Here is a 26,178-nt window from a genome sequence, read left to right on the forward strand (position 1 = left end):
AGGGTCGGACACTGTCGATGATCCGGGTCAATCAGACCTGAGTACCACGGGTTGATACCCCGGTCGGACGACATCTTTGCTGTCGCACGCGAGGCTAGAAGCATGAAGCACACGAACCCGTTCCGACAGCCCTCCATCTTCATCGCGGTGTCGCTTACCCTCGCATGCGTGATTGCTCTCGCCGCCTCGTTCGCCATGACGACGGCGATTGGGTCTGTAGTGCCGTCTGCGGTTTCGAGTGGGGGCGACAGCGTAACCAGTGCGACCACACCTTGATGAACGGAAGTTTGGCTCAGCCAACGGTCGCTAGACGGTATATCGCCAATCCCACAAGTTAGGTTGTCGATAGACGTCAATGGACAACACGCGTGCTGTTGCGAGCCAGCTACTCCTCAAGAGTGCTCCCAAGAGGCCAAGGCTCATACGACACATCCGCGAAGTCAGCGACCTCTGTTCGTAGGCGCGCGGCGATCCTCGTTCCTTCTTCGCGCCACCGCTCACGAGCAGCGTCATTTGCCCAACCGTCGAACGGGTCGAAGTTTCGCTCCCACAACGAGTTCCAGTCGGCGAGTTCACGAGTCAATACCTCGGACAAACCATACATCTCTGGGGTCGTCGTGTATCCCACGTCCCACGCCGGGGTCGAGTCCTCCCATAGCGGCCAATCACGACCGTAGTCGAGGAAAAGACGGATCATGCGCCTCGCCGGAACCACGCCCTTCATGTGAAGCACTCTACACGGAGCATGAATCACGGCTGCGGTGGCAAGGTCACATCAAAGTCTTTGCAACAGGGGGCACTCCCAACCTGAATGCATGCGAAAGCGCAATGTTGCATGTTTTTCGTACGTGGTTTCATGCACAATTGGGCTCTCGCGAGCATCTGCTCCGCGTGTGTTGGGGACACCGCGACTTTGAAAGGCCCCTGCTGCGGTGGAGCTCCACCGAGAGTTATACGTTAAAACGCCACTCGCAAACGTCGCCGTCCTGCATCACGTACTCTTTGCCTTCCATGCGGGCTTTGCCCTTGGCACGAGCCTCTGCAACCGATCCCGCTTCAACAAGGTCGTCGAACGAGATGATCTCGCCCTTAATAAAGCCCTTTTCGAAGTCAGTGTGGATCGCGCCTGCGGCTTGCGGGGCGGTTGCGCCCTTGGGGATCGTCCAGGCGCGGGCCTCCTTCGGCCCGGCGGTGAGGTAGGTTTGCAGGCCGAGCGTATCGAAGCCGACACGGGCGAGCTGATCCAGCCCGCTTTCTTCCTGCCCAATTGACGCAAGAAGCTCGGCGGCGTCCGCCTCATCGAGTTCGATCAGCTCGCTCTCAAGCTTGGCATCAAGGAAGATAGCCTTCGCGGGGCCACCAGAGCGGCGAGCTCATCGAGACGCGCGCGATCCTGAAGCACCGTCTCGTCGACGTTAAAAACATAAAGGAACGGCTTCGCGGTGAGCAAACCCAGTTCACGAATCGGCTCGAGATCAATGTCGGTGTGCGACAGCAGTTTGCCGTCGTTCAGCGCAGTAATGGCGGCCTTCGCGGCATCGACCACACTCGCGTCAATCTTCTTCGACTTCAGCTCCTTCTCAAAGCGCACGAGTGCCTTCTCAATGGTCTGCATGTCGGCGAGGATCAACTCCGTGTTGATCGTCTCCATGTCGCTTGCGGGGTTTACGCCGCCCTCAACGTGAATCACGTCGGGGTCGGTGAAACCCCGCACAACCTGCGCAATAGCGTCGGCTTCACGAATGTTGGCGAGGAACTGGTTACCCAGCCCCTCACCCTCACTCGCGCCACGCACGATACCCGCGATGTCGACAAAGCTCACAGGTGCTGGCAGCAACTTTTCGGATCCGAAAATCTCAGCGAGCTTATTCAGTCGCGGATCCGGCAGGTTCACCACCCCAATGTTCGGCTCGATCGTCGCGAACGGATAGTTCGCTGCGAGCGCGTCGTTTGAGGTCAACGCGTTAAACAGCGTCGACTTGCCTACGTTGGGAGACCTACGATTCCGATAGTTAGAGCCACGAGGCACCAGTCTACGCGGGTTCACCCGATTACCCGACAGCGCTACCCAATAGCTGGTGGCCAGACCCCAATAATCACTGCCATCACCACCACCGTCACGAACTCGTGCGCAATGTTGATGATGGTGAGCGCTGCGGGCCTGCCCTCGAAGGCATCATGCGTAATGAAGCGAGAAGCGGTGAAACCAGCCCACAGGATCACGCCCGTGAGTAGCGTGCCGAGCAGAAAGGATCCGCCGTAGAACTCAAACGCGATCCAGCTCGCCCCGGCCAGCACCCAGGCAGAAATGAAGCTCACAATGACAGTGACCAGGATCGGCCCCACCGCCGACTTGCCCGTCGGGTCGACTTTGGCGAGACGCATCCAAGCGTTACCGAACACCTTCGGCGTGTACCAAACGGTTCCGACGAGCATGGTTGAGAGTGTCGCGACCAACACTGCCCAGTAGTTGATTTCAGGAATCATGATGTCCCCCTTGACCGGTGGTTATACGCTCGCGATGGCGAGATAGGTCAATCATCTCACCAATGTCGGCGGTGTGTGCCAGGATCATTAGGTGTCAGTCAACTTCACCGCGCTCGATTTCGAGACCGCTAACAGCCACCCATCATCCGCGTGCTCGGTTGGGCTCGTTCGGGTGCGCGCCGGAGTTGTTGTGGAGCACGCCTACTGGCTCATTAAGCCCCCACCCGCGCACGCGGAGTTTCTCCCTTTTAATATCAAGATTCACGGCATTACCGCTCAGATGGTTGCCGATGCGAGGCCGTGGCAGGATCAGCTCACCGAGTTGACAGACTTCATCGGCGACGACATTGCCGTTGCGCACAATGCCAGTTTCGATATGGGGGTCATCCGGGCCGCCTGCGCTGAGAGCATCTCCCCCACGCCCCGTTTGAAGTACCTGTGCAGCGTGCAGGTGTCGCGCAAGACCTATGAGATCCCCTCGCACCGGCTTCCCCTTGCCGCCGAAGCCGCCGGGTTCGGCGAGTTCGCGCACCACGATGCGCTTGCCGATGCTGAGGCGTGTGCTGCAATCATCAGCGATGCTGCCAGGCAACACGACGCCGACGACGTGCTCGCGCTCGCAAAGAAAACGGGGCTGCGGGTCCAACAGCTCAAGGCGATCCCTCTCAAACTCTAGTTTTGGTTCAGGGTCCGGGCCGCTGTCTCGGTTTTTCGCCCGTCCGCAATCATCAATGTCCGAGGCTACCTGTAGCGTGGCCACATCAACTTCTCCTAAGGAATCCTCACCATGGACGCACTCTTGCTCACGCTACTTATTCTGAACCTGCTTGGCATCCTGGCAGCTATCGCTATCCTGCTGTTCCGGCGCGGGCCGTCGGGCAGCAACGCCGCCGTCAGCGGCGGCGAACTTCGCCAAGATCTAGCAACTCAGCGCGGCGAACTTGCATCTTCGCTGTCAACGATGCAGCAGCAGCTAGGCGGCTCGCTCACGGGTCTGAGTGACCGCTTTCACGCGACTTCGCAGGCTTCTCTGCAATCGCAGGTTGAGCTAAAGAGTGCAGTCGAGACACGCTTCGAAGAGCTGCGCATTTCAAACGAGACGAAGCTTGAACAGGTGCGCACCACCGTCGACGAGAAGTTGCAGGGCACGCTGAAGACCGCCCTGGCCGAAAACGCGCAGCGCGTTCAAACCCTCACGGACACCCACGTGGCAAAGCAGGCTGAACTGCAAGAGACGCTGCGGGCAGAACTCGAAAAACTTCGCCAGGGCAACGAGGCGAAGCTTGAAAAGATGCGCGAGACCGTTGACGAGAAACTGCAGGGCACGCTCGAGCGCCGCCTGGGTGAGTCCTTCAAACTGGTCAGCGATCGACTCGAACAGGTGCAAAAGGGCCTCGGTGAGATGCAGACGCTGGCCTCCGACGTCGGCGGGCTGAAGCGCGTGCTCACCAATGTGAAGAGTCGCGGCAGCTGGGGTGAGGTGCAGCTGGAACGCCAGCTCGAAGACATCTTGACCCCCGAACAGTACGAGCAGAACGCAGCAATTCGACCAGGATCGGCCGAGCGGGTCGAGTTCGCGGTGAAACTGCCTGGCCGCGGCGAGACCGAGCGAGTACTGCTCCCCATAGACTCGAAGTTCCCACAAGAAGACTACGAGCGCTTGCTTGAGGCGCAGGAGAGCGGCGAAAAAGAGGCCGTCGAGGCAGCCTTCAAGGTGCTGGAGCGTGTGATCCTCACCCAGGCCAAACTCATTGCGGAAAAGTACATCGTTCCACCGCACAGTACCGACTTTGCGATCATGTACCTGCCGACGGAGGGGCTCTTTGCCGAGATCGTTCGCCGGCCAGGCCTGGCCAGCAAGCTCCAGAATGAGTTGCGAGTGATTGTGACCGGGCCGACTACACTCGGCTCGTTACTCAACAGCCTCCAGATGGGCTTCCGCACGCTCGCTATCGAGAAGCGCAGTTCCGAGGTATGGCAGGTGCTGAGCGCCGCGAAACAGGAGTTCCAGAAGTACGGCCAGGTCTGGGAAAAGCTCGAAAAGCAGCTCGCGACAGCCCAGAACACGGTGCACCAGGCCGGTGTGCGCACCCGCGCGGTCGCCAAGCAGTTGCGCTCGGTCGAGACACTCGGCACGGAAAACTTCGGCACGGAGCCCCTTGGACTCACCCAGTCACCCATCGAAGACTTGCTCACTGACTTCGATGACGCCGAAGAGGATGCGCCGGTCTCAGAAGACGGCGATGCCACGGACAAGACCGACGACTAAATAGTTGAAGCCCCCGGTCGGCGACTCTCATGAGCCAACAGACCGGGGGCTTCAGCAGTTCGGCTGAACTAACTTACAACGCGACGCCTCACAGCGAGCATGACAGCCACGCCACCACCGAGCAGCAGCAGCGCCGCGGGCAGCACCACCGAGAGTGAAGCTCCGGTAGTTGCCAGGTCGGCAGCAACGCTCACCGGGTGAGTAGTGCAGTTCGACTGAGCACTGTTACACACCGGGTCACCGCCCGCCTTCACCAAGAAGTTACCGAGAACTCCGTCACCTCTCTTCTCCTTCGGCAGCACGGAGACGCTGTAACTCACAGTGGCCTTCTGTCCAGGCTGAAGCGTTCCGGTTATCGGGAATCTGCCATCGACGACATCCCCAACAGAGAGAGCCGCGTCAGACGCCTGAGGAGCCTTAACCATTTTGGCGTCATCCAACACTCCACTGAGAGCGTCTTCCGCGTCTACGGCAACCGGGGCTTCCCCGGTATTCTCGAAGTGGAGCGTGTACCTCACTTTGTCGCCCTCGGCCACCGAGGCACCCGAAGCGGGTCGGAGCTCTTGCGCATTTCGAGCTCCCCGATCTTGTGATCGGTGGCACAGTTGCCGGGCAGGCAAGCATCCGAGTCATCGGGAGTCAGCACGTTGTCGAGCAGGTTGTCGCCACGCTCACCATCAGCGCGCACCGTCACGGAGTAGGTCACCTTCGCAGTGGCACCGGGGGCGATAGCTCCCGTGATCCTGAGCGAGCTCTTGTCGCGTACCGGGGTGACAGTATCCACGTCCGAAGCCGGCTCAGTCGTCACATCGGCATCATCGAGCACGGCCGAGAGGTCATCCGTTGAATCGACGTTCGCCGGCGCATCACCCGTGTTGGTGTAAGTCAGCGTGTACGTGACCTTCTGCCCAGCTTTAACATTCGAGCCCGAAACGGGGTCGGATGATTTCGCGGCACCCAGACCCGGCACGGCGGCGGGGAGCTGGATGTCCTCTTGCTCATCAAAATCGATCAGTGCCCAGTCATCGATGAGGCGGTTGTTACCCCAGGTGCCACCATTGGCGGTGTCGTAGGAGGGTGAATTCGCTCTGGATCCGCGGCCCATTGACAAGTCCCCAGGTCCCATCCGTGCACTCCCGCCGCGCTATCGACGCCGTTCGGACCGCTCGACATTTGAGGGTGGTTGAGCACTTCATGTTGGCCTGATGGTCGATATCGATCGAACTGAGAATCGAGTCGTCCCAGAAAATCCTCGACTCGGTACCGTCTGCGGGTCCGTTGAGTCGAGTAACGGAGATGCCACCCGAGAGGTACTCCACGTCCGCATCAGTAAAGTGCACCTCAGCAAAGCTGTCGAGGCGAACACGGAAAGAGATGGCCGTGGTCACCGGGATGGCCTTACCTGCGGCGTCGAGCCCATCAAAGTAGCCGGTTCCCTCTCCCCCGACGACCGCGATGTTGAACGAGCGGTCAGCGGCGCCATCAAACACGCCGTCGCCATCGACATCAACCTGGACGGTTGCGCTGCCCTCGAAGTTTGCAATCTCTGCGCGGATCGTACCGGAGCGAGACCCGATACTTTCCTGATCGAAGGAGACCTTCTGGAGGTCTGGTTCCACGGGGGTATTGTTCAGCCATGTCGTCGAGCCGCTCGGCAGCGTCACCTGAGCGGGAAGATCTGCGGAAGGTGCCTCAAAGAAGAGCTTGTATGGAGTAAACGTGCAATTGGTCTCGGCAATGTTGCGGAAGTCGCTCGTGTATTGAGGATTGCCGCTTTCAAAGTTCACACCAATACTCGTCGACGTGTGTGCGCTCGCGCAGGTGTTTTTATCTACAACGCCAAAGGCATTTGCATCGTACACGGAGTCGATCCCGTTCATCGCGGGCGATCAACCCGGTAGATGTAGCCATGTTCCGTCAGCACCCACATGGAGAGATCCACGGGGGCAAAATCGAACGGGGTATCTACCTGGCGGTACTGCTCTGTCCAGACACGGCCTTCAACTGGCGCACCGTTGCTGACCGTGATGTCCCAGGTCATCCATTGCCTACCCAGCACAGGACTCACACCCGCCGGTGCTTGAATAGCGACCGACCACACTCCGCTCACAGCGGCAACCTCGTTGAAATTACACGCCGTACCAGCGGGGGTGCCGATAGAGATGGTGGCACAGCTGTTTGCGACCGTACCATCCGGCCGCGTGACCACGATCGTGGGATCCCAGATGTTTACGTTTGACCCCTGCCGCTCCTTCGCGAAAGTCGAGGACAGGGTTTCACCGGCCTCAACGTATGCGTACCAAGTCTGCGCGTTCCGCACAAAGCCACTCACAGGGCCGCTTGCGGCCTTTGCGGGGTACCCGGCACCACCAGGGTGCATAGCACCAGCAGTGCCGTAAAGAGAACCGGCAGGGTTCGAAACCTCACCCTAGCCTGGGCGTTCAAGTCCGTCATTCTTTTCCTTTCGAATCAAACAAAAATCATTCGCGTTTTAACTTCGAGCGGCAGCAAGATCAAAGATCTAAGCAGCATCCGACTCAGCAGCTCTGCGCCTGCGCTGGAACAGCACGATTCCCGCGGCAACCAAAACACCGGCGAGAGTTGCGATTGCCAGGCCAGCGCCTGTCTGTGGAAGCCGTCCACCAATACCGGGGATTCCGCCGCTAGCGGTCACCTCCGTTGACGCACACGACTGATCCTCACCCGGCGCCAACTCGTCGGTATTGGCTGGATCCGTACCGGCTTGGGCAGCAGCTGCTTGACCCTCACCCCAGTCAGCAGGCGGCACAGAAACCACACAGTTCGTGATCTTCTCACCGGCCTCAGCGACCACCCGAGCAGTCACCGAATATTCAACCGATTCGCCCACCTTCAAGCTGTCGATCTGCCACACCAGCACACCGTCAGTAACCTCAGGATCACCAGCAGCTGATTCAAACTCAACGCCATCTGGCAGCTCGTCACGAGCAGAGAACCCCGCAACATCAAGGTCCCCGGTGTTCTCCACACGAATCTTCCAGGTCAATTCACCACCGGCAACCATCGTTGCGGGCCCGGTCTTCTCAACCTCAACGCGACTCGCAGGGGCGTCAACACACCCGGTATCGGTCAATCGAACGCCATCTACCAGCAGAGCGCCCACATTACGCAGACCACCACCAGCAGAGCAACCGGTCACGTCGGCCCCAAGGCCGCCAAGCACCAAAACCTCAGCAGTCACCACAAACCGATGAGTCTCACCGGCAGCAATGGGCGTATCCGTTACGATCGCCACCGCGTCAGCACCGTTCCAACCAGGATCAGTCACCAGGTCGCCAGGAGCAACGTTCTCCACACTCGCCTCGGTCATCTCGATGCCGTCTGCGAACGCAAAAGCATCCTCCAACGAGTACGTTTCATCGAATTGACCAGTGTTGGCCACCTCAAGCTGGTACACAATGGTGCCAACACCAGAGGAATCAATCTCAGAGCTCGTCACATTCTTCTGAATCGTGACATCTGTCGCCGCCGCAACCAGCGCAGAGCTATCCTCGTCGCTGTCGCTCTGGCCAAACTCGTCCACGATCTCCGCGGTCGCAGTGTTCACCTGCTCACCCGGCTCAGGAATAACGGCCTGGAATGTCAGCGTCCCCGACTGCTGCGGAGCAATCTCACCAACGCTCCACACCGGCACAAGACCCGTCACATCTCCCGCACTCGCGACGGCGCTATCAGCAACATATTCAAGCCCGGCAGGGAGCTCATCTGTCACGGTCACGTCGCCGGAGTTTGGCCCAGTATTCGTCACTCGGATCCTGAATACACCGGTTCCGCCGTGGCGCACGGTGTGCGTCTCGGCCCACACTGCGTCATCCGCCGGATCACACAGTTGAACGTCTGCGGCAGTACACGTCTGTTTCGAAACATTAACCAGCGGGCTCTGCACTCGAATAGCTGCGTCGGGTGTAGAGACGGCTCTGCTCAACACCTCGGGGTTCACGCGCATCCGGAACCTGTTCGTGTAGGTGTCACCGCTCGTATCTCCGGTGGGAACAAGCGTGAGCTGCCACGTAAGAGTTTCGCCCGCGTCCAGCACGGTTGTTCCCGTGGCCGACGGCGACGCAAACCTGATCGCAGTCACCTGCGAGGCGTTCGGGCACCCGGCGGTGCCAAGTTGGCTCACCGTACACGCCCACGCGCCCGATCCAGGTTCCTCAAACCAGGCGTCACCCGGCGATCCAGGATCAGCGAAGCCGTCTTGAGCACCGTCCTGCGCGTCCAATACGTCGGGGCTAATCGTCGTCACGTATGCCTGGACCGTGCCGGGCAGATCCGCCACTGACATTCCCCTGAACCCACCCGAGAACGAAGAGGCGGGCTGCCTTGCGTCTCCGTTAAACGGCAGCACGTCAATCGCATCCAATCGCTCCATCGCGCTCGATGTTGCGTTCTTTACGGTCAAATCCCACACCAGCGGGCCCGCAAGCGGGCGATACGGCGTCGCGGTCGATTTCGTCGCGTAGACCGTCGCGCCCGCAATCACCTGGGCTGTGGCCGAGGAGCTCCGCAGCGCGAGGGACGACGGATCGTCCGACGAGGTTGCGACCGCCGTGTTCATATACTGCATCCCGTTGGTCGCATCAAGCGGCACGCGTGCAGAGTATTCGAGCGGCTGCAACACCGTTCCAGGCAGCACTGAACCGTACTTCCAACGCACGCCGTGCGCTGTACCAGATGGGACTGCGTTCCAGTCGGAGCCGTCACACGCGTCACAGAACTCGACCGCGGCACCGTCAGGGCTGGTAACGCTCAGCGGGTTGACCGTCATTCTCGGTGACGTTGCCGGAAGAATGTCGGTAAAGATGACGTCGCGCATTGGATCACCGGGCGTGCCACCACCGGCGGTTGTTACAGACGGCTCCAAGCGGAAGCGCGCGTCTGTGCCGGGGGCCACCTGGTTCCCCGATCCGGGGTTCTGCTCCAGGATCGATTTGTTCACGCGGACCTCACCGTTGACCAGGCGAATACGGTCACCCGCACTTCCGGCATGGGCAACGGGATTGTAAGTATTCGTGATCCAGCGCGGGGTTGATCCCGAACGGAAACGCGCGAAGTTCGAAACGAGCGTGCCATCAGGATTGTTGGTCGAGTCGAGCGTGGACGGCCCGGTCACACGAAGGTACGTGTTGAGGTGCTGGCTCGAGTTGCCCGGTACCGGCACGAGGTAACGAATGCGCACCCGGTCGATACTGTCCCGGTAGCCGTCGGGCGAGATCTGGCCGCCGAGAGCTGCGGCGGTGGGATCGGTCGTCCACACGGCGTCACTGTCTTCACAGGTGGTCGACCGCATCTCGGCGTACGTGGTCGGATAGGTAGCTGGCGCCCCAAACTCAAGCACAAAATCGCCGGCTGTGAGGCCGTCCGTTCTTGTCGAAGCCGGGCCAATAGCAGGGGTTCTCGCAACCAGACGTTGCGAAGTGTGGTCGAATACGTCACAGACAATCACGTTTTCCGCTTCAACAATCGACCTCGTGTACTGCACGTTTGAACGTACGACGAAGCCGGCCGTTGCCCGAATATCACCCTGCCAAATACCACTTGATTCGCCAGGAGCACCGCCGGTTTCGAAATCACGATAGTACTTCACCGCACTCTCGGCCCCTGCTGTTACTGTGCGGGTGTGGCTGTTGTTGGCCGTCGGTTCGGTTCCGTCACCGAAGTTGGAGTTGCCTGCAACGTCGTCGGGATCGAAATCCGTGTAGGTGTTTGTCAGCGCCTTTTGGCCGCCAGCGTCGACGACGTCTTGCACCGGAAGCCAGACGTACGCTACACCAGTCGCAACGTAGAACGTGCCTGCGGGCAACGCGACCGTGCCGGCTCTCGTTGGGAATGACACTCCACGCGTGTCTGTACCGGTGAGTGTCATCGTAAACTCTCCACCCGGCGATCCAGGAGCACAAGTGATCGTTCCGGTGTTCACCACCGCGTTGTCAGCCGTCGAGCCACTGATGCCAATTCGCGAAGCCGGAACGGCATTATTGATGCCAACGTTTGCGCATCCGGGGCTCCCGTTCCCGTCGAGACCTCGGGGGTGTTCCAGTTCATCAAGCGGGCGTTCGCAGAAACGCCGCTCACGTCATCGGTAAACGTGATCGGTGAAGCCAGCTGAGTCATGCCCTTCAGCGCCTGATCACCCGTACGGGTCGGGTGGATGACTGCGATACCAAAGGTAAACTGGTTCACGAGACCGGGCTCCCCGTTGGGACCGGTTGTAGCGAAGAAGCCGGTCGAGTTCTTCCGCAGATCGTAGAAGGCACCGGCCGATACCGTTGTAGACACCTCGTTCGAAGCAACCAGCGGACTTCCATCAGCGTCACCGAGCGCAAACAAAACAGTCTTAACCTGACCATTGATCGACTCGGTGGTCACCTTTGCTACAGGGCTGATCGACTCGGTACCCGGTTCAGTGGCCGTCGGCTTCTGGCAGATGAGCACCCGGCGATCCCCACCCGGTGCGCCCGTGGTCGAGTCATACAGTCCGGTCGGGTTTGGGGTCGCACCAGTCCCGTTACACTGCGGAGGAGCGGCCAGCCACTCCATTCCCGCGGGAAGAGTCGAGATGGCGTACGGCTCGGTCGTGGGTCCGTCGTAGTCAAACTCCAAACGATACTGAACAGTGTCGTTTGTTCGCACGATCCCGTTGTTTGCACCCGAGTCGTTGCCCGGATCGTCGTTCGCGTCAAAAACAGCGGTGCCATCCGACACAACCGTCAGTTGGGGTTGCGTTATAGAGAGCAACGAAATGGACCCCTGAGCTGGCTTCAGCGTATCAGTTCCTTCGGCTTCAGCAGGCTGCTCACCTGAAGAAGCCTTCGGCGCATCTGATGTGTCGACTTCACCGGCCTTTTCGGCCTCGCCAGCTTTTCCGGATTCGTCAGACTCCACGGCTTCGGCGGGCCGTGCAGAGACGGCCGAGGCCGCATCGGCGGCACCGAGAGTGCCTACCAAACAGCCAACAATAACTAGAGCCAGCGCCGCTCGCGTACGCGAGATAGCGGCTTTCAGAACGCTCATTTCATTTCCCCTATATTTAACCCCACACCCAGCTAGCACAGAACACTTCGCGGGTTGTAGCCGGGAACGAGCGTGTGCTCGCCCCGGCTACCTTTTCTTGCAGTGAGAGTCTCCCTGGGTTCTCAGTTAAGAAAACCCCTCCCTAATCTCAAACGATAGATTTGCGTCTACGTAGAATCAAGCCTCCCCGAGCAATAACGCGAGTGCGATTAACGCCGCACCGCCGAACTGCGAGCCCGTCACCGGCAGACCTGGGATAGCTTCACCCTGATTCGGCTTCACGGGGGAGAGATCATCGGGGCAGATCTCCTTCGAGCAGGTGAAGGTGTTGACCACGGTGAAATTGAGCTTCTGCAGGTCATTTGGAGTGCCCTGCGTCACCGCAACTCCCTTTTCGAAGCTGCTCGCCGAGATCTCGACCTTGCTCGCACCACCGTTATCGACCTCTTCGCCGAAGCACTTCGCGCCGAGCGGAAGGTAACGCGGATCCCCCGAATCGTTGACGAGCATCTTGGTTTGCCCGCCCTTGAGCTTGACGGAGCCGGAGTAGACATCAACTCGTTTTTCTTTGCCCGCGGCATCCATTTCCGAGATCTGGCAGGTCACCAAGATCTCGAACACGGCCTCGCTCATGTGGTCGACGGCCGCCTTGTCACCATCGAGCTTCTTTGTAACGGCAAGGGTGCCTGCCGAGTAGAAGTTGGTCAGTGACGCGGTCACCACACCGGCCTGCTGGGTGGCGGGATCCCACGGAATAGTGACGTCGACCGGTGCCGCCGCTTCGTCAGCGTGTCCGGCAGCGCTCTCTGTCACCTTGCAACTCGCGAAGGCAGGTAACGGTCCGAGCACATCTGAGGTGATCGCCTCGGATCCGTTCACCTCAAGCGTTACCTGCTGCTCCAGCACATTCTCGCCTTCAAAGGTGCACGCGACGTCAAAGACGAGCTTGTCACCCACGGCAAACTCTGCCGCACCAGCTCCCTCAAGGGTCTTATTGATCTGTAGGCCGCCCGAGGGCAGTAGACCAGCATCGATCGTTGGATCCGAGCTACTCACACCGAGCACCACCGGATTCGAGGCACCGGTTGCGGTGTCCGCGTCAGAGTCGATCTCCACGTTGGAGTCCGTACCGAGCAGCCCAACGGGTGCGGTGTCTTCAACACGAGGAGTGGTGAACTCCGCCCCCACCGGCTTTTCGAAGGTGACCACGTAACCCTTGGCGTCGGAGGCACGGAGGTTCTCAAACACGTAGTTGCCAGAGTCATCGGTCTCTGCCGAGGCCTCGACGGAGTTGCCGAGGTCGTCGGTGCCTGAGATGCGCACCGGAACGCTCTTCGCGTCGGGTTCTGCCGCACCGTCGAACTCATCCTGTAGACCGTTGCGGTTGAGATCCCACCACACGCGGTTGCCCACGGATGAGGCGACCACTGTTTCTGGGCGGTTGAGGGGGCCAATTGTATTATCGAGGCCTCCAGCAGCCGCCATGACGCGGTTCACATACACGTTCTCAGCTGCGTTGCCAACACCGACCATCGAGATTTCAACTTCAATAACCTCACCGGACTCATAGGCCCCCGGACGTTGCACGCGCACACCAGTTACTTCGTTTGCTGCAGCGGGGCAGTGACCCATGCCTAGCACTCGGGTTCCACCCACAGGAGCATCGCACCAGGTGGTAGATCCATCAGCAGCGTTTGAAACGTGCTGCGGGTTGGCAGAGAAGGTCTCAGCACTCGTGTACAAGAGAGCCACTCGATCGCCCCTAGTAACAACTGCAGAGACAAAGTCGAGCGTTCCAGCAAAGTTAGAGCCCAGGGCTCCGTTCTTGGGGAGCACATCAATCATGTCTGGAGCAGTGACCGCACTCGCTTCGGCAGCGGGCAGTGTATTGCTGAGGCGCACGGCCCAACGATTCAGCTCGTTTTGCGCCTGACCCGCACGATTCACCTGCGTGACTGGGGTTAGTGCAATCTTTTCAAGCTTCACACCGGCAATGTTGCTGAGCTGTACCTGAGCACTATCACTACGCTGCTCCACCGTCGAGGAGTCGCCCTCAGCCCAGACCACAACCGTGTTCTGGTACACGCCGTCACCCGCCGTCGGTGAAACCTCGGCCGACAGCACTATTGGGTCGATGGTTGTGTTGACCTCGTGCTTTGGAAAGACCCACCTAATGTAGGTTTCGTCCGCGCCACAGGCCGCACGCTTGGCGTCACCCGGGGTTGACCCGAGGGTAACAGTGGTCGGGGTCGGGTCGCCTCAGAGTAAGTCTGTGACGCAGGAAGGCAGTCCTCAACCCACACGTCTTTGAGTACACCGGTGGCCGCCGAGCCTGAGGTGAGCGACGGGGAAAGCTCGTACTGCACCAGATCGCCACCGGTCACCTGAGGTGGCATCGAGGAGAACTCACCGGTGTCGCCCTTCCGCACCTTCTTAGCGATGCGGGCTTGAGCGTCAGCAAGGATGAGTCGGTCGCCGGGCTTACCGACGTTTCCATCGGGATCGGCCACGTTCGCTCCTGGAACGTAGTCAGAAAGTCCCCACTTGCTCGGAGCGTCGAGCACATCCTGCATATTGAGGCGGTCCAAAGGCACCCGCTTCAGGGAACCCCAGTTGGGCAAGATGTCACCGGCACCCCTGCCGCCGTCAGCAACCCGCATTCCAATAGAGATGTAGGCGCGCACCTGGTTGAAGTTCGCAACTTCAAGCCCCTGCGTATCGGGGAGCACGATGTGGGCACGCACTCGCGCTACGCCCGTGTAAATTCCCTTGGCAGCTAGTGCTGGATCGTTGCCGGGAACCTTTTCTGGTGCGTCGTACCAGGGCCCTTGATCCTCACCACACGCTGAGTTTGCGCCTGCCGATCCGAGAAGCGCCGAGTACTGCACCTTAAGCTCGGGCGTCTCGCTCTTTTGCTTGGCCCACTTGGCCTTGTCAGCTGTGTCAGGCACATTGTTGTATCCAGACACCCAGACGGGTGCCCCGTCTGAGCCAACAAACTGCGCTCTGGCATCGGAAGACGCGGGAATGTTGCCGGCACGCAGATGCAGGCGAGTGTTATCCCAGGCGTCACACGCAACCACGCTCACCTCAGCGGGGGTCGCAATGTCCGCCCCTCCTACGGTGAGTACACTCACCACGTCCTGTTTGGGCGCGACGGTGATGCCGCCGCTACCGAGTGGTGCGCCACCCGGAGGGCCCTCAAAGTAGTTGTTTCCCGGCGTGAATTCTTCCGCGGTCATGTTTCCGGTGGTGCCCGGAACTCCCGCAAAGTCCTTTGCGAAGCTACCCGCGAGTGTTACCGAGGGCGTTGTGGTGCGGTAGTCATTCCAGTGGATGCCAGGGTAATTCGCGGATTCTGGGCCGGGCTGGTCGGCGCTCGTCTCGTGATCGGAAGCAGTGAAGCCCGAGATGCTGAGGTCTGAGAACACGTTGCGAGTGGGCAGCGTCCAGTGATCCCCGGAGGCGTTCACCTTGCCGAAGTCACGAATCGTGTCCACCGGGGTCGACACCTGAACACTGCTGGAAACCGCATAGGCGGTATTCGCTGGCAATGCCTTACCGTCGGAATACGTTTTGGTGGGGTAACTACGCAGTGAGGTGTCAGCATTGCGAATGCTAATTTTCGCGGGCTCGCCCGGTCCCTTCTGATCAATTTTCACGCTGCCCGAGTTGCGTACGGAGTTGGCGGCGTTCTTGCTCTTGCCGTCAATCACATTGGCGGGGCCTCCTGAGAGCACCCCGCTATAGCTAATGATGCGAGCGCCGTACTTGTCAAGATCAGCATTGATAGCAGCGATCTTGTCTACGCTCATGCTCGGGTAGAGTGCCTCCGGCGAGACATCGTCGGTGAGCGTGATGTCACCGATCGCGGGCATCGCCCCCTTACCGTTGGCCGGAGCCGAAAGATAGAGGGAGTAGATGTTCACGGAACAGGCACGCGTTTTGTCCCAGTAGCAGGGCTGGACGTACGGACCCCAGACATACCCGGCGTTCTCGCCGGTTCCGATGCTGTTCTTCGACAGATCCCACATTAGGCGAGCCGAAGCCTTAACCGTGGGAAGCGCACCGGTAGCAGCAACGGGCTTGTCGAGGCCATCGGCCGTGATCGACGCGGACTTAACCGCTAGGGTCTGCCCCTGGTGCACGAGGTTGAGCACCTTCACCGTAAAGAATACGTAGTCAGTCGCTGCTGATTTGTTGCCCACGTTGCAGGTGAGCGTTTGCTCAGCGAGCTCGTCAACAGACTTGGCCGTTAGCGGCACCTTGGGGTTCCCGCAGCAGCGGGCAGGAGGGATGATCCAGTTGCCTTGCAGTATCCGGGCATCTCGAGGATCTCCATCCCCTTTGGCAGCGCCACAGACCAGGTGAGGTTTTCGGCATCGCTCTTTGAGACCGAGTACTCAACCTTGTACACCACGGTGTCATTGACCCGCACAATGTCGTTGGTCGAGCTGGCGTCGTTTCCGGCCGAGTTGTCGCCGGGGGTGAAGGGATCGGTGCCGCTGCGGTACCTGGAGAGCTTCATCGAGATCGAAGGGAGCTCGTCATCGGGGTCGGCCGTTGCCGGAGCCTGTGCGGGTGTCGCAGCCGTGGAGGGAGCAAAGAGATCCCGAGCGGGAGAGGCCAGCGGCTCCTCAGCAGGGGCCGTCTCGGCGGCACCTTCACCCCCCTGGGGCAGTTCCGTAGTTTGGGGATCGACACCTTTAGGCGCGCCTGCCTCGGGAGCGTTCGTCTCGGGAGCCTCACCAACGACTGGTGGATCTGCGGTCTCTTCCGCCCAAGCAACACCGCTCGGCATGAGCGTAAGCCCGAGCAGCAGAGCCAGCATTCCGGCTGTCCCCCGTTTCCCCCAGATCTTCGGATCCTCTTTCGCACGGTCAAGCGCACACTCCCCACAGTCATTGGCAACATCGTTGAATAGTTGAGCTTCGTCACTTTTGAGCGCCTGCCAGCAGGCGGGTGCGCAGAAACCCAACAGAGCAAGAGACCTTCCTCGACCGGCCACGTTACGGAGCCGCCCGATCTCTCAGCCAAATCCCAGCTTCGGGATAAGTCCTATAATTTCGCGCTGAAGATCCACCACGAGCACGGTGGCCAGTCCAGGCCTACACCACGCATTTCGCGCTAGTGAATGAGCACCCAGTTGGGCGAGGCGTCATCGCCACCTGGCCGTTCGGGCGCGGGGTCAGATTCGCGAGAGGTTTCCACTGACTCACCGCGGGGCGCAGTCTCAACCCCGGGCTCCCCGCGATCCACTGCGGCAGACTCCTCGGCGTCAGCACTTGTCGAGTGAGGTTCTTCCGTATCCAACTCAGCTACCTTGTTCACTGGTGTCGTTGGAGCAGAAGATTCAGCCTGCTGCCCGGGCTGCACAAACAGGAACACCCCGGCCACCCCGGCGGCCAGTGCGAAAAGTACGCCGATGGCACGCAGATTTGCCTTGCCCTTGACCAAGAGAGCAATGTTGCGAACAACGCCCTCAGATGCAGCCGCGGCGCCACTTCCGGGCGTGAGAGCAACGGCCACCCCGGCACCACCACCGACGAGCAGCGGTCCAAACACGATGCGCAGACTCTGATTGAGCACCTTCAGTTTCGCCACCTGGACCGCGCAAACTTTGCAGTACTGCAGGTGTTCCGAAGCAACTTTTCTCTTGCGGGCAGGGAGGCTGCCACGCACATACCCCGCGAGAAAGGCCGCAACACCCCTGCATCCCGGAGCTGATTGCTCAATGTACTGCTGCAGGTATGCAACGCGCAGCCCCTCCCTGGCCCGAAACGCGAGGGCTGCCACAGCATTCCCAGAAAGCTCAAGCAGCTCACCCGCTTGGTCGTGGCTAAGCCCCTCAACCTCAGTCAGCCACAGCACACGTTGCCACGACTCGGAGAGCGATCCCAGCGCACGAGCGAGCAGATCGTTCTCCATGTGCTGCACCGAGACATCTTCTATGGCGACGGCCGGCAGCTTTTCAAGTTCGTCATCTGCAAGAGCGCTCGTGTTGCGCTCCGTCTTGGTTGCGCGTCCTAGTTCACCGCGAAGGGCTGTAAATAGGTAGGCAATGAACGAGGTGCGTGGGCCAAGGCCCTTTTGCAGCGCGGCAAAAATCTTTGCGAATACCTCCGCAACGATGTCTTCAGCATGATGGCTCGACCTCACAAGGTGCAGGGCACGCGCGAACGCGACGCCTCGGTACCGTGAGTAGAGTTCAGCAAACGCCGCCTGCCGCTCTTTCACTCCATTGGAGTCGTCAGCAACAAAACAGCACAGTCGAACGTCATCCCAGTCAGTGAAACTGCGAATTTTGATTCACTCCCCCAATTTTGACAAAGCCAAACTCGAGGTTTAGCCGAAGCCAGATCCGTGCCCGAGTGCCCCCAACCCAGACGAGGGAATTATATCAGATGAAACAGGCAGACCGACATCGCGCTCTCCCACCACAGAGCCCGAACCCCCAAACCAAGATTCGCCTTTCATACGGTCGCCCAGATCTCACAGTCCCATTCAGCTACGCTCCAATGCGCTAGTCAGCGTAGAACCGAAACGTCTCCGTCTCTTCTCCAAAGGTGACCGTGACGACGTACTCACCACTTCGCGGCGCCGAAATGATGCCCCGTTTACCAACGATGCCGATGTCCCCGAGCTTCTCCTCATCGTGAAACACCGCAACATCGCAGCTCTGCTCGCCCGCCCCAGCGTTCAGCACCTCTAGGTGCCTGTTACCTTCCTCGGGCACGTAAACGACTCGGCAACCACCGAGGGCGGCCACCTCTTTCCACTCGGTGGCCTGTGGCGCTTGCGTTGCTGTGGGCTGCGGTGTCGCCCGGGTCGGCTCGCCCCTCACGCCACCGGCAAGCAATAACCCAATAAGAACTAACACCCCTGCCGCACCCATAAGGATGACACCGGGAGTGGCGGTTGCTGAGGCAACCGTCGCTGACGCTGCGGTTGTTCGGCTGCCCAATCCGAGAGCGATACTCACCGGCAGCAGCAACACCACAACCCGGAATCTCTCGACCATCTTCTGCCGCGCAATAAGGGCGGCCTGACAGTGCTCGCAGTGTTCAACGTGTACGCCGATCCGCCTATCTCGTGCGCTTCTCGAGCGCCCCGTCATGAGCTGTGTATCTTCGGCGGTTCCCGGCTTTGACTTGTCCAGACGCTGGTTCCAGCCGATGATCTGCTCGGCGCTGTAGAGGTGCCCGGCAGGGATGTTTTCTGCGGTGACGCACTCGAGGTATTTCTGAGTGAGGGCCTGCTTCGCGCGGTAGTAACGCACGTCGACCGTGCTCGTATTCACACCCAAGACACGCGCAATATCTTTGCCCCTCAGCTCTTCGATGCTCCTAAGCCAGAACACGAGCTGCTGCTGCTCGGTCAAGCCGTTAAAAGCCTCAAGAAGCACAGTGTCAGGCTCGGTCAGTGGTTCCGGTTCTTCCGGCAGGTAGAGCTCAACATCTTCAACACTGACCTCCTTATTTAACTCCCGTGCGCGCGAGGTAGCGACGTTGCGGATGGTGGTGATGAGATACGGCCCCACCGCGACCCGGGGACCGCCACCCTTTTGCATCGCTTCGAGCACGCGGGCGAAGCTCTCCGAGACAATGTCGTCAACTGCATCTTGCCGGTGAGCGAATCGGATCGCCCAGCCACGCGCGTACGGTTCGTGCAAGCGGTAGAGCTCCGCGAACGCGCTCTGATCCCCCGCAAGATGCGCGGCGGTCAGTCTTCGATCCTGCGTTTTGAAGTCCTCTTCGGCGCCTTCCGCCATGTTCCCCCCTGTCTGAGCGCACTGCTCAGATACTGCATCCCTTCTTTGGGTTTGGTCTCTGTCTCGCAAGGTGTATACAGCCGCGTGTGTGGGCGGAGATGTTCCCCACCCACACACGCGACTCGTCGCTCGGGTTCTAGCTAGCTTAGACCTCGCGCCTGCGGCGACGTTTCTGCAACAGAACTCCCCCGAACAGCAGCACCCCAGCGATTGCCGCGATGAGTGCCACCGCGATTGGCGTTCCAAGACCAGAGCCACCCGTGGTTGCAAGGTTTGCGCTCGATCCATCTGTGGTACCGGGTTCGGGATCACCAGCTCCCAGCACGGTCACCTCGTAGTTCAGGTCGACACACTGTCCAAGGTCATCACACACTCGCACGGTGAAGCGGTCGGTGCCGGTGAAGCCGTTTTTCGGCGTGTAGCTGACCATCGCACCGGATACCGAGACGGTGCCGTGCTCGGGCAACGCGACGATTGAGTCCATGGTAACGGGCTGCAGGTTGGTGCCGACCGTGTTGCCAATTGGATCAAACACTGCCGCCTGGTCGTCGTGACGCAGCGTCGTCTTCTCGCCTTGTCCGGTTGGTGCTGGTTGCACCGTCACCACATACCTTCCGGTCGCGGTCTGTCCCACACCATCCGTATAGGTCACGACCGTGGTGTACACACCCTTCGGCGCATACACCCCACCGCCCTCATGCGACGTGTACACCACAGACCCGAGTTTGACGCTGCCACGTTCCGGCTTCTCAATAATCACGGCCTTTGTGTTGCCATCACCACCCGACACCTTCTCAGTGAAAGTGTGCGTCGCAGTCTTGGGCAACGTCCCCACCAGAGCCTCCTGGTCTACCGCAGTGAGGGCCGGGTAGACGGTCACAGTGAACGTCACACGGGTCTCTTGACCGTACGCATCAACCACCACACCCGTGAAGGTGTACTCACCCGGAGCAAGCCCCGCGGTATCCCAGGAAATCACACCATCTTTCAATACCGGCTCCCCGGCAGCACCTTCCGGCACGTTCGTGAACGTGAGTTCCGGATCCTCACCCGTGATCTTGACACCCGCGAACTCCGCCACGGTCGTACCCTGCTGGGATCCGACCCGATCACTGTCCTGATCAACGGTGAAACCAGGGCCGACTGGCGCTTCCACGATGATCGTGACAGTCGCAGTCTCAGTGACCCCCAGCACGTTCGTCCAGGTGTACTCGAACGTGTCCACGTAGCTGTTGCCGGTCTCACCTGCAGGCCATGCCGCGGGAGCAGTGTACGTGACGGTACTCTGCACCCCGGGATCACCGGAGCAGTCACCGCGATACTGCCGCCCTTCGCGGTCGTGGCTGCGGGGAGTGCGACCGTGTTCGAGGCGGCACCCATCCCGATACTGCCAGGAGCAGTCGGGATGTCAAGAGTATCGTTCGCGGTCACATCCACCATGACACTCTTCCCCACACCAACCGTGATGAGCGGAGCAAACATGCCGGGATCATCCACAAGTACCGGATCCGCGATCACTTCCTGATACAACACATTCTGATCCGTGAGCACATCACCGGCAGCAACCGTCACCGAGGTAGCAGGCAGGAGCCTGCTCCAGTCAGCAGACGCGGAAGCCTTCAAACGCACTTCATACTCACCGGCAGGCACCAACACCCGGTAATTCCCCGCAGCGTCTACATCCGTGGTCGCTACCACCGTGTCATACGCGGGACTATAGATCTCTACCGTGTCATCCCCGGCAGGCCAGGAGCCGTCACCAGCGCTGAACCCGCCATCAAAATCAAGGTCACGCGTGACGGTCCCCGACAGTTCCGCAGCGGAAGACACCAGTTCCACGCTCGATACCGCACGGAACACCTGCACCGTCGTCGGATCACTATTGACCGGCTCAGTCCGACCATTCATGTCGTTCACGAGCTTGCCACCACGAGCAAGGTTCCCAAGCTGCACCGACACCGATGCCGTGCCGCCATAGCCGGGCTGCATCTCGTTCGACGTCGTAAACCGCAAAGCCGTAGTCCCAGCAGGAGGGTATCCCCAGACAAGGACTTCCACGTCACACCTGACGCGCCATCCTCGTTCCCGGCCTGGGCAACCGCAGCCTCAACCGTTGCGGCAGCATCAGTCGTGTACTCGACACCGACAGACCCCATCGCGGGCGTCGTCATCTGAGACTCCACCTTCGACACCCGAAGCGGCGCACCCAAACCAGTCGTGCCACGACTATCACCATTAAACGGCAACACGTCCACAAACCGGCCCACACCAATCACCTGCGGCGTACCATTGGCCCAGTTCAACGTGTACTGAAACTCCTCACCCGGAGCGACTTTTCCGGGCTGGGCCGTCGTAGCGACTTTGCCACCGGTGAAGGAGGCAACCGACGCAACCGTCAAGGTCGGGGTCTCGGAGCGGTCAGTCCCTGAGCTCGCGCCGCCCTGCGAAGCCTGTGTGAAGTCACCCGGCGAGGAGATCACACTGGTTGCGGTTCGAGTCGATCCATTGGGCGTCAAAACCGATTGCTCAACCTGGAAACTGAAAGAAGACAGCAGTGTCTCATGGCCTACGACGGCCGCGCTGAAGCTTCCCCCGGGTGTTCCTCCGGGAGCGTTGATATCTCCAAGGCGGAATGTGATGGAAGCAGGTGCGCCGTCGTCAGCGTTACAGGGTATGCCATCCGCGCCAAAATCAGGAGCGGTGTAGTCATACGGAATACCCGTAGCATCCAACGACGCCCTCACGGGAATCGCACACGTCGAATCAAGATCCACCTGGATTCGTACGTCCTTCGCAACCGCGTCGATTCCAGCCATCGGCGCACCGATCACTAGTGGACTCACCGTAAGGGTGGCAAGTTCTCCACCCTGCACCGATGCCGAGGACCACACCGCACGGTGTCGCACGAGGGCTGAGATAACATCGATGCCACCGCCGCGCCCGGTGCCGGCCGCAGCCGGGGAATCGGGCATGTTCGACTTGACGGCCGGCGTCTCAGCAGAGCCAAATTGCCAGAACCACGGAATCATTTGCTTGTCCGCTATCCCAAGCGATGCCGATGTGGTCGTTCGCTTCATGGGGAGGCTGAGTCCGTAAGCGCGACTCGGAGCGAGTGACGGAAGGTATTTCACGCGCACCGCATCCACCTTGCCGGAACCGCCCGCCGCGTCAACGGTGCTGTGCCACTGGGCGGAACCATCTCCAGCAACACCACAGTCATACGCCCTCCGGGCAGAATTGTCTGCCAGGTTGAGCGATGCGTACTCAACAACATAGTCATTTGCCGGGAGAGCCGTTCCCGTGAGGTAGTCAGAGGCGGCGTACGCGGCGCTACCTGATTGCCCCCTCGGCTCGCCAATGAGATTTACCAGCTGAGCGTCGAACGCCACGCACCCAAATACGTTGGTTGCGGCATCTGTCGCAGTCGTATCGTTGAGAACTCCCATTCCCGTACGAAACTCCTGCCCCGGCGTCACAGGGTACTGCGAACCTCGGAAGCTCTGGTTCACTGAGCCGATCATTCGTTGGCCATTGAGATTGGTCACGTGTGTCTGCCCCGCCAGGAGTTTTACACTCTGTGTTCGGTCGACAGTGAATGTGAAGCCGTTCCGTGAAGGGTTTGTCGTGATCAGCGCATCACCCGGCGCTTGCCCCTGCGCATACCCTGCGCCAAAGTTCGATGCTCCGCTGACACCATTCGGGTCAAACCCCGAGAACTGGCCCTGCAGTGTCGTGATCTCGCCGGATGGCAACTCAGACCCATACGGCACAAAGATGGGAATGCCCAACCGACGCGCACTTGTGAAGTTAGCTGGCATGGTCGAAGAAGTGGAGTTTGGCGGAACAAAGCTCGTAATGCCGGTGACCGTAAAGGTTGCTACCCCTCCGGTCTGTGTCACGGTGACACCGCTCGGCAGCAAGTTATTGGGAATGACTGCTCCAGCGGGGAGCGCAAGAGAAAACTCAAACGGCTCCGCAAGAGCTTCAAGGCCACGCATGTCTCCGCCCGGTCGAGTCGCACCAAAATCTACATACTGGGTCCAGAGGATTCCGTCCTGACCCCCGACGGTATCGCGGGAGAATGCGTTTCGGTAGGTACTGAACTCCATCGCAACAGTGGCAGCAACAGTCACCGCACTGGAAGCCGTAGCAGAGACACCATTCGCGGAAATTGTTGGCTGCAACTTTTCGCCGTTCCCGTTCTCAAACGTCCATGCCCGGAACTCAACCTGCTGGCTCCCCGTCGTATTGGCCGTCACCTTGCAGGAGAGCGTGCGGCTTGCGTTGGTGATCGTGCCGCCCGCATCACACACCGATGACGCCGAAGCTCCAGCGTCCCACCTCATCCCCACAGGCAAGGTCGACGTATAGGTCACCACCCCTGGGGCAGCAACCTGCGCGGTCGCGCGATACTGAATCCAGTCGTTTGCCGCGACAACATCGTTCCTGTTCCAGGAACGCCCCTCAACCGTGGCATCATTATCAAACTCATTAGATGAACTGCCGTCCTGCACCACATCAAACGCGAGACTACTCAACGTCGCGTCGGCAGCAAACGCAGGAGAAGCCCCCACACCCAGCACACCGGCCACCAGAGCGGCCGCGACACTCATCACACCAGCCCTCCGCCAGCCACGAAGTCCGTTCTCCGAACCCTTTAATTTCAAGTTTTTCAACGCTAACGCATTCCTTCCAAAGGCCATTAAGCCCGCCCCAACTCATGGCTCACCAAAACATAGAAATGCAGCCAATCTGCATTCCGGACAGCGTATAGACGCGAGACCCGTGATTTCCTTACAGGCTTAGAGCAAATTTTTTACACAAAAATTTGCAGGCATCGACTCTGCGCGGTAGCAATCGCAAAGGCGCTGCGTTTCGATGGCGAAAGATCCCCTGTTGCGCGCTCTACGCGCAACTCTTTCCCACCACAATTCTACCTCGTTAGGAGCAAACCGGGTCATCATCCCAGTAACTACTCAGGGGAACGAAATCCGCTCGAAACGCCGTCAACGCTTCTTCGCTGCCCCCGCGTCCACAAGCAACCTGCGAAGCGACCTCTCGGCCATGTCGTACGCATCATCGTCATCGTGGAGCATAGATCGGGTATTTACTGCCACAAACAACGCGTACATATCAAAAGCGAACTGCCGGGAGTCAGTATCTTGTCGCAGATCCCCCGCCGCTACAGCTCTCGCCGCACACCGCGCCAGATAGTCGTCCCACTCCCCAGGCACTGAGCGACTCGTTGCTTCACCGCACCCGGCCTTGAATCGAACTCAGCGGCCGCCGCGAGAAAGAAGCAACCACCTCGAAACACCCGATTTCTTGAGTATCGAAGCCAGGAGGCGCCGATGGCCCGCAGCTTCTCGGCACCGTCTGGCACCTCAGAGCACGGGGTGATCACCTCGGCAACGAACACGGTTCTGGCATACTCAACAACGGCGAGCTGCAGCGCTTCTTTGGAGCCAAACAACGTGGCGATACCGCTCTTGCTCAGATGAACGGCGTCCGCCAACTGGGCAATACTCATGTCACTCAAGCCCTTTTCAGATGCCATCTGCACGGCTTCCGCGAGCACAAGCTGCCTCGTGGCATCGCCGCGGAGGCGCCGTCCGTCAACAGGCGTTGGCGATCCTGAGGTGATAGTTGGCATGTGAACCATGTTAGCATCCATATACGAACGATCGTTCGTATATATTCTTCGGATTGCGAGACCCATGCCAAAGATTCACCCCGCCGCCCAGAGAGCCTTTCGTGCAGGAGGGAAGGTGCTGCCCGGCGCAACAGTAAGCCTGGCGCTAATCGCTTTCGGGGCGACCGGCAAACCAGCCCGGATTCGAAAGAGCGAAATCATCGTGCACAACAGAGCCAGAGTGCAGGTTAGAGAGCTTCGAGGCCACAAGGTCGCCGTATACGAGTGGTTCCCGCAAGCGAGCGCTACCCCGCAGAAATCACCCGTTCGTACAGTTCTCCTGGTTCACGGCTGGCGCAGCCGCGCTTCTAGGTTCGGCCCGCTCATCGAACAGCTCACCCTGGCGGGGCACCGGGTCCTATCGTTCGATGCTCCAAGGCACGGTAATTCTCGGGGCGCAAAGCCCTCAGTCATCAACTTCACCGAGGTTGCACTCGAACTCACCAGGGATCAGAAGGGGCCGGTCTCTGTCGTCGGGCACTCCCTCGGGGCGCTTGCCGCACTGACCGTCACGAGTAAGACAACACAGGTTGAACGGGCCGTTTCCATCGCGGGTCCGGCTACGGCTTCGTACCTGCGCGACGCATTTATGCAAGCTGTCCAGCTGCCGACCAAGCTACGCCACAGGTTTAGTGAGCGGATCGCAACTGCATATCCGACGGAGTCCGGCACTATCTTCACCGAGTTCGACGCCACGAAGAGTCACCCGAAAACCAACACGCCAACTCTCGTCATCCACGATGTAGATGATCGAGAAGTTGTCATATCTGAAGCCGAGCGGGTGCCGCTAGCTCATCAGCCCGAATCCCAGTTCATGCGTACGACGGGTCTTGGGCACAATCGTGTTCTATCGAATCGCGAGGTCATCGACCGGATCGTGGGCTTCGTGTAGATCGAAACCCACGA

At 59.8% G+C, this 26,178-nt stretch carries 20 protein-coding genes and 2 pseudogenes; 4 read left to right on the forward strand and 18 right to left on the reverse strand.

The genetic code is table 11. From position 1 onward, the window contains the following. Positions 1-102 precede the first annotated feature (102 nt). Positions 103-276: a hypothetical protein gene (locus tag G7066_RS11965; RefSeq protein ID WP_166331339.1), complete on the forward strand. Its 174-nt coding sequence runs from the start codon at positions 103-105 to the stop codon at positions 274-276. 109 nt (positions 277-385) lie between these two features. On the opposite strand, the gene G7066_RS11970 is transcribed toward G7066_RS11965, so the two are convergent. The 3 genes and pseudogenes from G7066_RS11970 to G7066_RS11980 form a co-directional block, all read right to left on the reverse strand. Next, the gene (locus tag G7066_RS11970; RefSeq protein ID WP_166331341.1) at positions 386-724 is read right to left on the reverse strand and encodes a hypothetical protein; all 339 of its coding nucleotides are present in this window, start codon (positions 722-724) and stop codon (positions 386-388) included. Between the two features lie 226 nt (positions 725-950). Beyond that, positions 951-2,022 (reverse strand): annotated as a pseudogene (ychF, locus tag G7066_RS11975) (redox-regulated ATPase YchF). A gap of 42 nt (positions 2,023-2,064) precedes the next feature. Then, on the reverse strand, positions 2,065-2,487 hold the full coding sequence (locus G7066_RS11980; RefSeq protein ID WP_166331343.1) for a DUF1761 domain-containing protein: 423 nt from the start codon (positions 2,485-2,487) through the stop codon (positions 2,065-2,067). A gap of 91 nt (positions 2,488-2,578) precedes the next feature. Here G7066_RS11980 and G7066_RS11985 point away from each other — a divergent pair, with 91 nt between their 5' ends. After that, entirely contained in the window at positions 2,579-3,163 is a 585-nt protein-coding gene (locus G7066_RS11985) for a 3'-5' exonuclease (protein WP_166331345.1), read from the forward strand. Between the two features lie 111 nt (positions 3,164-3,274). Next, positions 3,275-4,756: a DNA recombination protein RmuC gene (locus G7066_RS11990; protein ID WP_166331347.1), complete on the forward strand. Its 1,482-nt coding sequence runs from the start codon at positions 3,275-3,277 to the stop codon at positions 4,754-4,756. A gap of 68 nt (positions 4,757-4,824) precedes the next feature. On the opposite strand, the gene G7066_RS11995 is transcribed toward G7066_RS11990, so the two are convergent. From G7066_RS11995 to G7066_RS12065, 15 genes and pseudogenes are all read right to left on the reverse strand, one after another. Then, positions 4,825-5,274: a DUF7927 domain-containing protein gene (locus G7066_RS11995; protein ID WP_166331349.1), complete on the reverse strand. Its 450-nt coding sequence runs from the start codon at positions 5,272-5,274 to the stop codon at positions 4,825-4,827. Next, complete coding sequence (locus G7066_RS12000) at positions 5,271-5,861, reverse strand: DUF7927 domain-containing protein (protein WP_166331351.1); 591 nt, start codon at positions 5,859-5,861, stop codon at positions 5,271-5,273. Before G7066_RS12000 ends, G7066_RS11995 begins: the two co-directional genes overlap by 4 nt. Next, a complete protein-coding gene (locus G7066_RS12005; protein ID WP_166331352.1) occupies positions 5,797-6,636 on the reverse strand; it encodes a hypothetical protein in 840 nt (279 codons plus the stop codon). Before G7066_RS12005 ends, G7066_RS12000 begins: the two co-directional genes overlap by 65 nt. Next, on the reverse strand, positions 6,633-7,136 hold the full coding sequence (locus G7066_RS12010) for a hypothetical protein (protein ID WP_166331353.1): 504 nt from the start codon (positions 7,134-7,136) through the stop codon (positions 6,633-6,635). The genes G7066_RS12005 and G7066_RS12010 overlap by 4 nt, the downstream gene beginning before the upstream one ends. Positions 7,137-7,277: 141 nt before the next feature. Next, positions 7,278-10,661 carry an LPXTG cell wall anchor domain-containing protein gene (locus tag G7066_RS12015; RefSeq protein ID WP_166331354.1) on the reverse strand — a complete coding sequence of 1,128 codons (3,384 nt, stop codon included), beginning with the start codon at positions 10,659-10,661 and terminating at the stop codon, positions 7,278-7,280. Positions 10,662-10,711: 50 nt separating this feature from the next. Continuing rightward, positions 10,712-11,809: a hypothetical protein gene (locus G7066_RS12020; protein ID WP_166331355.1), complete on the reverse strand. Its 1,098-nt coding sequence runs from the start codon at positions 11,807-11,809 to the stop codon at positions 10,712-10,714. A 177-nt stretch (positions 11,810-11,986) separates the two neighbouring features. Next, positions 11,987-13,933 carry an SdrD B-like domain-containing protein gene (locus tag G7066_RS12025; RefSeq protein ID WP_166331356.1) on the reverse strand — a complete coding sequence of 649 codons (1,947 nt, stop codon included), beginning with the start codon at positions 13,931-13,933 and terminating at the stop codon, positions 11,987-11,989. Next, positions 13,933-16,017: a hypothetical protein gene (locus G7066_RS12030; RefSeq protein ID WP_205881446.1), complete on the reverse strand. Its 2,085-nt coding sequence runs from the start codon at positions 16,015-16,017 to the stop codon at positions 13,933-13,935. Before G7066_RS12030 ends, G7066_RS12025 begins: the two co-directional genes overlap by 1 nt. 47 nt (positions 16,018-16,064) lie before the next feature. Continuing rightward, complete coding sequence (locus tag G7066_RS12035) at positions 16,065-16,640, reverse strand: hypothetical protein (protein ID WP_166331358.1); 576 nt, start codon at positions 16,638-16,640, stop codon at positions 16,065-16,067. Between the two features lie 296 nt (positions 16,641-16,936). Then, entirely contained in the window at positions 16,937-18,046 is a 1,110-nt protein-coding gene (locus tag G7066_RS12040) for an RNA polymerase sigma factor (RefSeq protein WP_166331359.1), read from the reverse strand. A 286-nt stretch (positions 18,047-18,332) separates the two neighbouring features. Continuing rightward, positions 18,333-19,580: an RNA polymerase sigma factor gene (locus tag G7066_RS12045; RefSeq protein ID WP_166331361.1), complete on the reverse strand. Its 1,248-nt coding sequence runs from the start codon at positions 19,578-19,580 to the stop codon at positions 18,333-18,335. Positions 19,581-19,725: 145 nt separating this feature from the next. Then, complete coding sequence (locus tag G7066_RS12050) at positions 19,726-20,661, reverse strand: Ig-like domain-containing protein (RefSeq protein ID WP_166331362.1); 936 nt, start codon at positions 20,659-20,661, stop codon at positions 19,726-19,728. Beyond that, positions 20,568-21,497 (reverse strand): hypothetical protein, encoded by a 930-nt coding sequence (locus G7066_RS12055; protein WP_166331363.1) that lies wholly within the window; start codon positions 21,495-21,497, stop codon positions 20,568-20,570. Before G7066_RS12055 ends, G7066_RS12050 begins: the two co-directional genes overlap by 94 nt. Then, complete coding sequence (locus G7066_RS12060) at positions 21,494-24,193, reverse strand: hypothetical protein (RefSeq protein ID WP_166331364.1); 2,700 nt, start codon at positions 24,191-24,193, stop codon at positions 21,494-21,496. Before G7066_RS12060 ends, G7066_RS12055 begins: the two co-directional genes overlap by 4 nt. Before the next feature lie 393 nt (positions 24,194-24,586). Then, positions 24,587-25,299: pseudogene (locus G7066_RS12065) on the reverse strand (TetR/AcrR family transcriptional regulator). On the opposite strand from G7066_RS12065, the gene G7066_RS12070 reads away from it, so the two are divergent. After that, positions 25,298-26,164 carry an alpha/beta hydrolase gene (locus tag G7066_RS12070; RefSeq protein ID WP_205881447.1) on the forward strand — a complete coding sequence of 289 codons (867 nt, stop codon included), beginning with the start codon at positions 25,298-25,300 and terminating at the stop codon, positions 26,162-26,164. The pseudogene G7066_RS12065 and the gene G7066_RS12070 sit on opposite strands and share 2 nt — an antisense overlap. The last annotated feature ends 14 nt before the right edge of the window (positions 26,165-26,178 follow it).

Origin of the sequence: Leucobacter coleopterorum (assembly GCF_011382985.1) — a bacterium.
GTDB classification, from domain to species: domain Bacteria; phylum Actinomycetota; class Actinomycetes; order Actinomycetales; family Microbacteriaceae; genus Leucobacter; species Leucobacter coleopterorum.

Coding starts and splice junctions, on each gene's coding strand:
- G7066_RS11965 (WP_166331339.1), top strand. CDS start 103: ATGAAGCACACGAACCCGTTCCGACAGCCCTCCATCTTCATCGCGGTG.
- G7066_RS11970 (WP_166331341.1), bottom strand. CDS start 724: ATGAAGGGCGTGGTTCCGGCGAGGCGCATGATCCGTCTTTTCCTCGAC.
- G7066_RS11980 (WP_166331343.1), bottom strand. CDS start 2,487: ATGATTCCTGAAATCAACTACTGGGCAGTGTTGGTCGCGACACTCTCA.
- G7066_RS11990 (WP_166331347.1), top strand. CDS start 3,275: ATGGACGCACTCTTGCTCACGCTACTTATTCTGAACCTGCTTGGCATC.
- G7066_RS12000 (WP_166331351.1), bottom strand. CDS start 5,861: ATGGGCCGCGGATCCAGAGCGAATTCACCCTCCTACGACACCGCCAAT.
- G7066_RS12005 (WP_166331352.1), bottom strand. CDS start 6,636: ATGAACGGGATCGACTCCGTGTACGATGCAAATGCCTTTGGCGTTGTA.
- G7066_RS12010 (WP_166331353.1), bottom strand. CDS start 7,136: ATGCACCCTGGTGGTGCCGGGTACCCCGCAAAGGCCGCAAGCGGCCCT.
- G7066_RS12015 (WP_166331354.1), bottom strand. CDS start 10,661: ATGACACTCACCGGTACAGACACGCGTGGAGTGTCATTCCCAACGAGA.
- G7066_RS12020 (WP_166331355.1), bottom strand. CDS start 11,809: ATGAGCGTTCTGAAAGCCGCTATCTCGCGTACGCGAGCGGCGCTGGCT.
- G7066_RS12035 (WP_166331358.1), bottom strand. CDS start 16,640: ATGCTGGCTCTGCTGCTCGGGCTTACGCTCATGCCGAGCGGTGTTGCT.
- G7066_RS12045 (WP_166331361.1), bottom strand. CDS start 19,580: ATGGCGGAAGGCGCCGAAGAGGACTTCAAAACGCAGGATCGAAGACTG.
- G7066_RS12060 (WP_166331364.1), bottom strand. CDS start 24,193: ATGAGTGTCGCGGCCGCTCTGGTGGCCGGTGTGCTGGGTGTGGGGGCT.
- G7066_RS12070 (WP_205881447.1), top strand. CDS start 25,298: ATGCCAAAGATTCACCCCGCCGCCCAGAGAGCCTTTCGTGCAGGAGGG.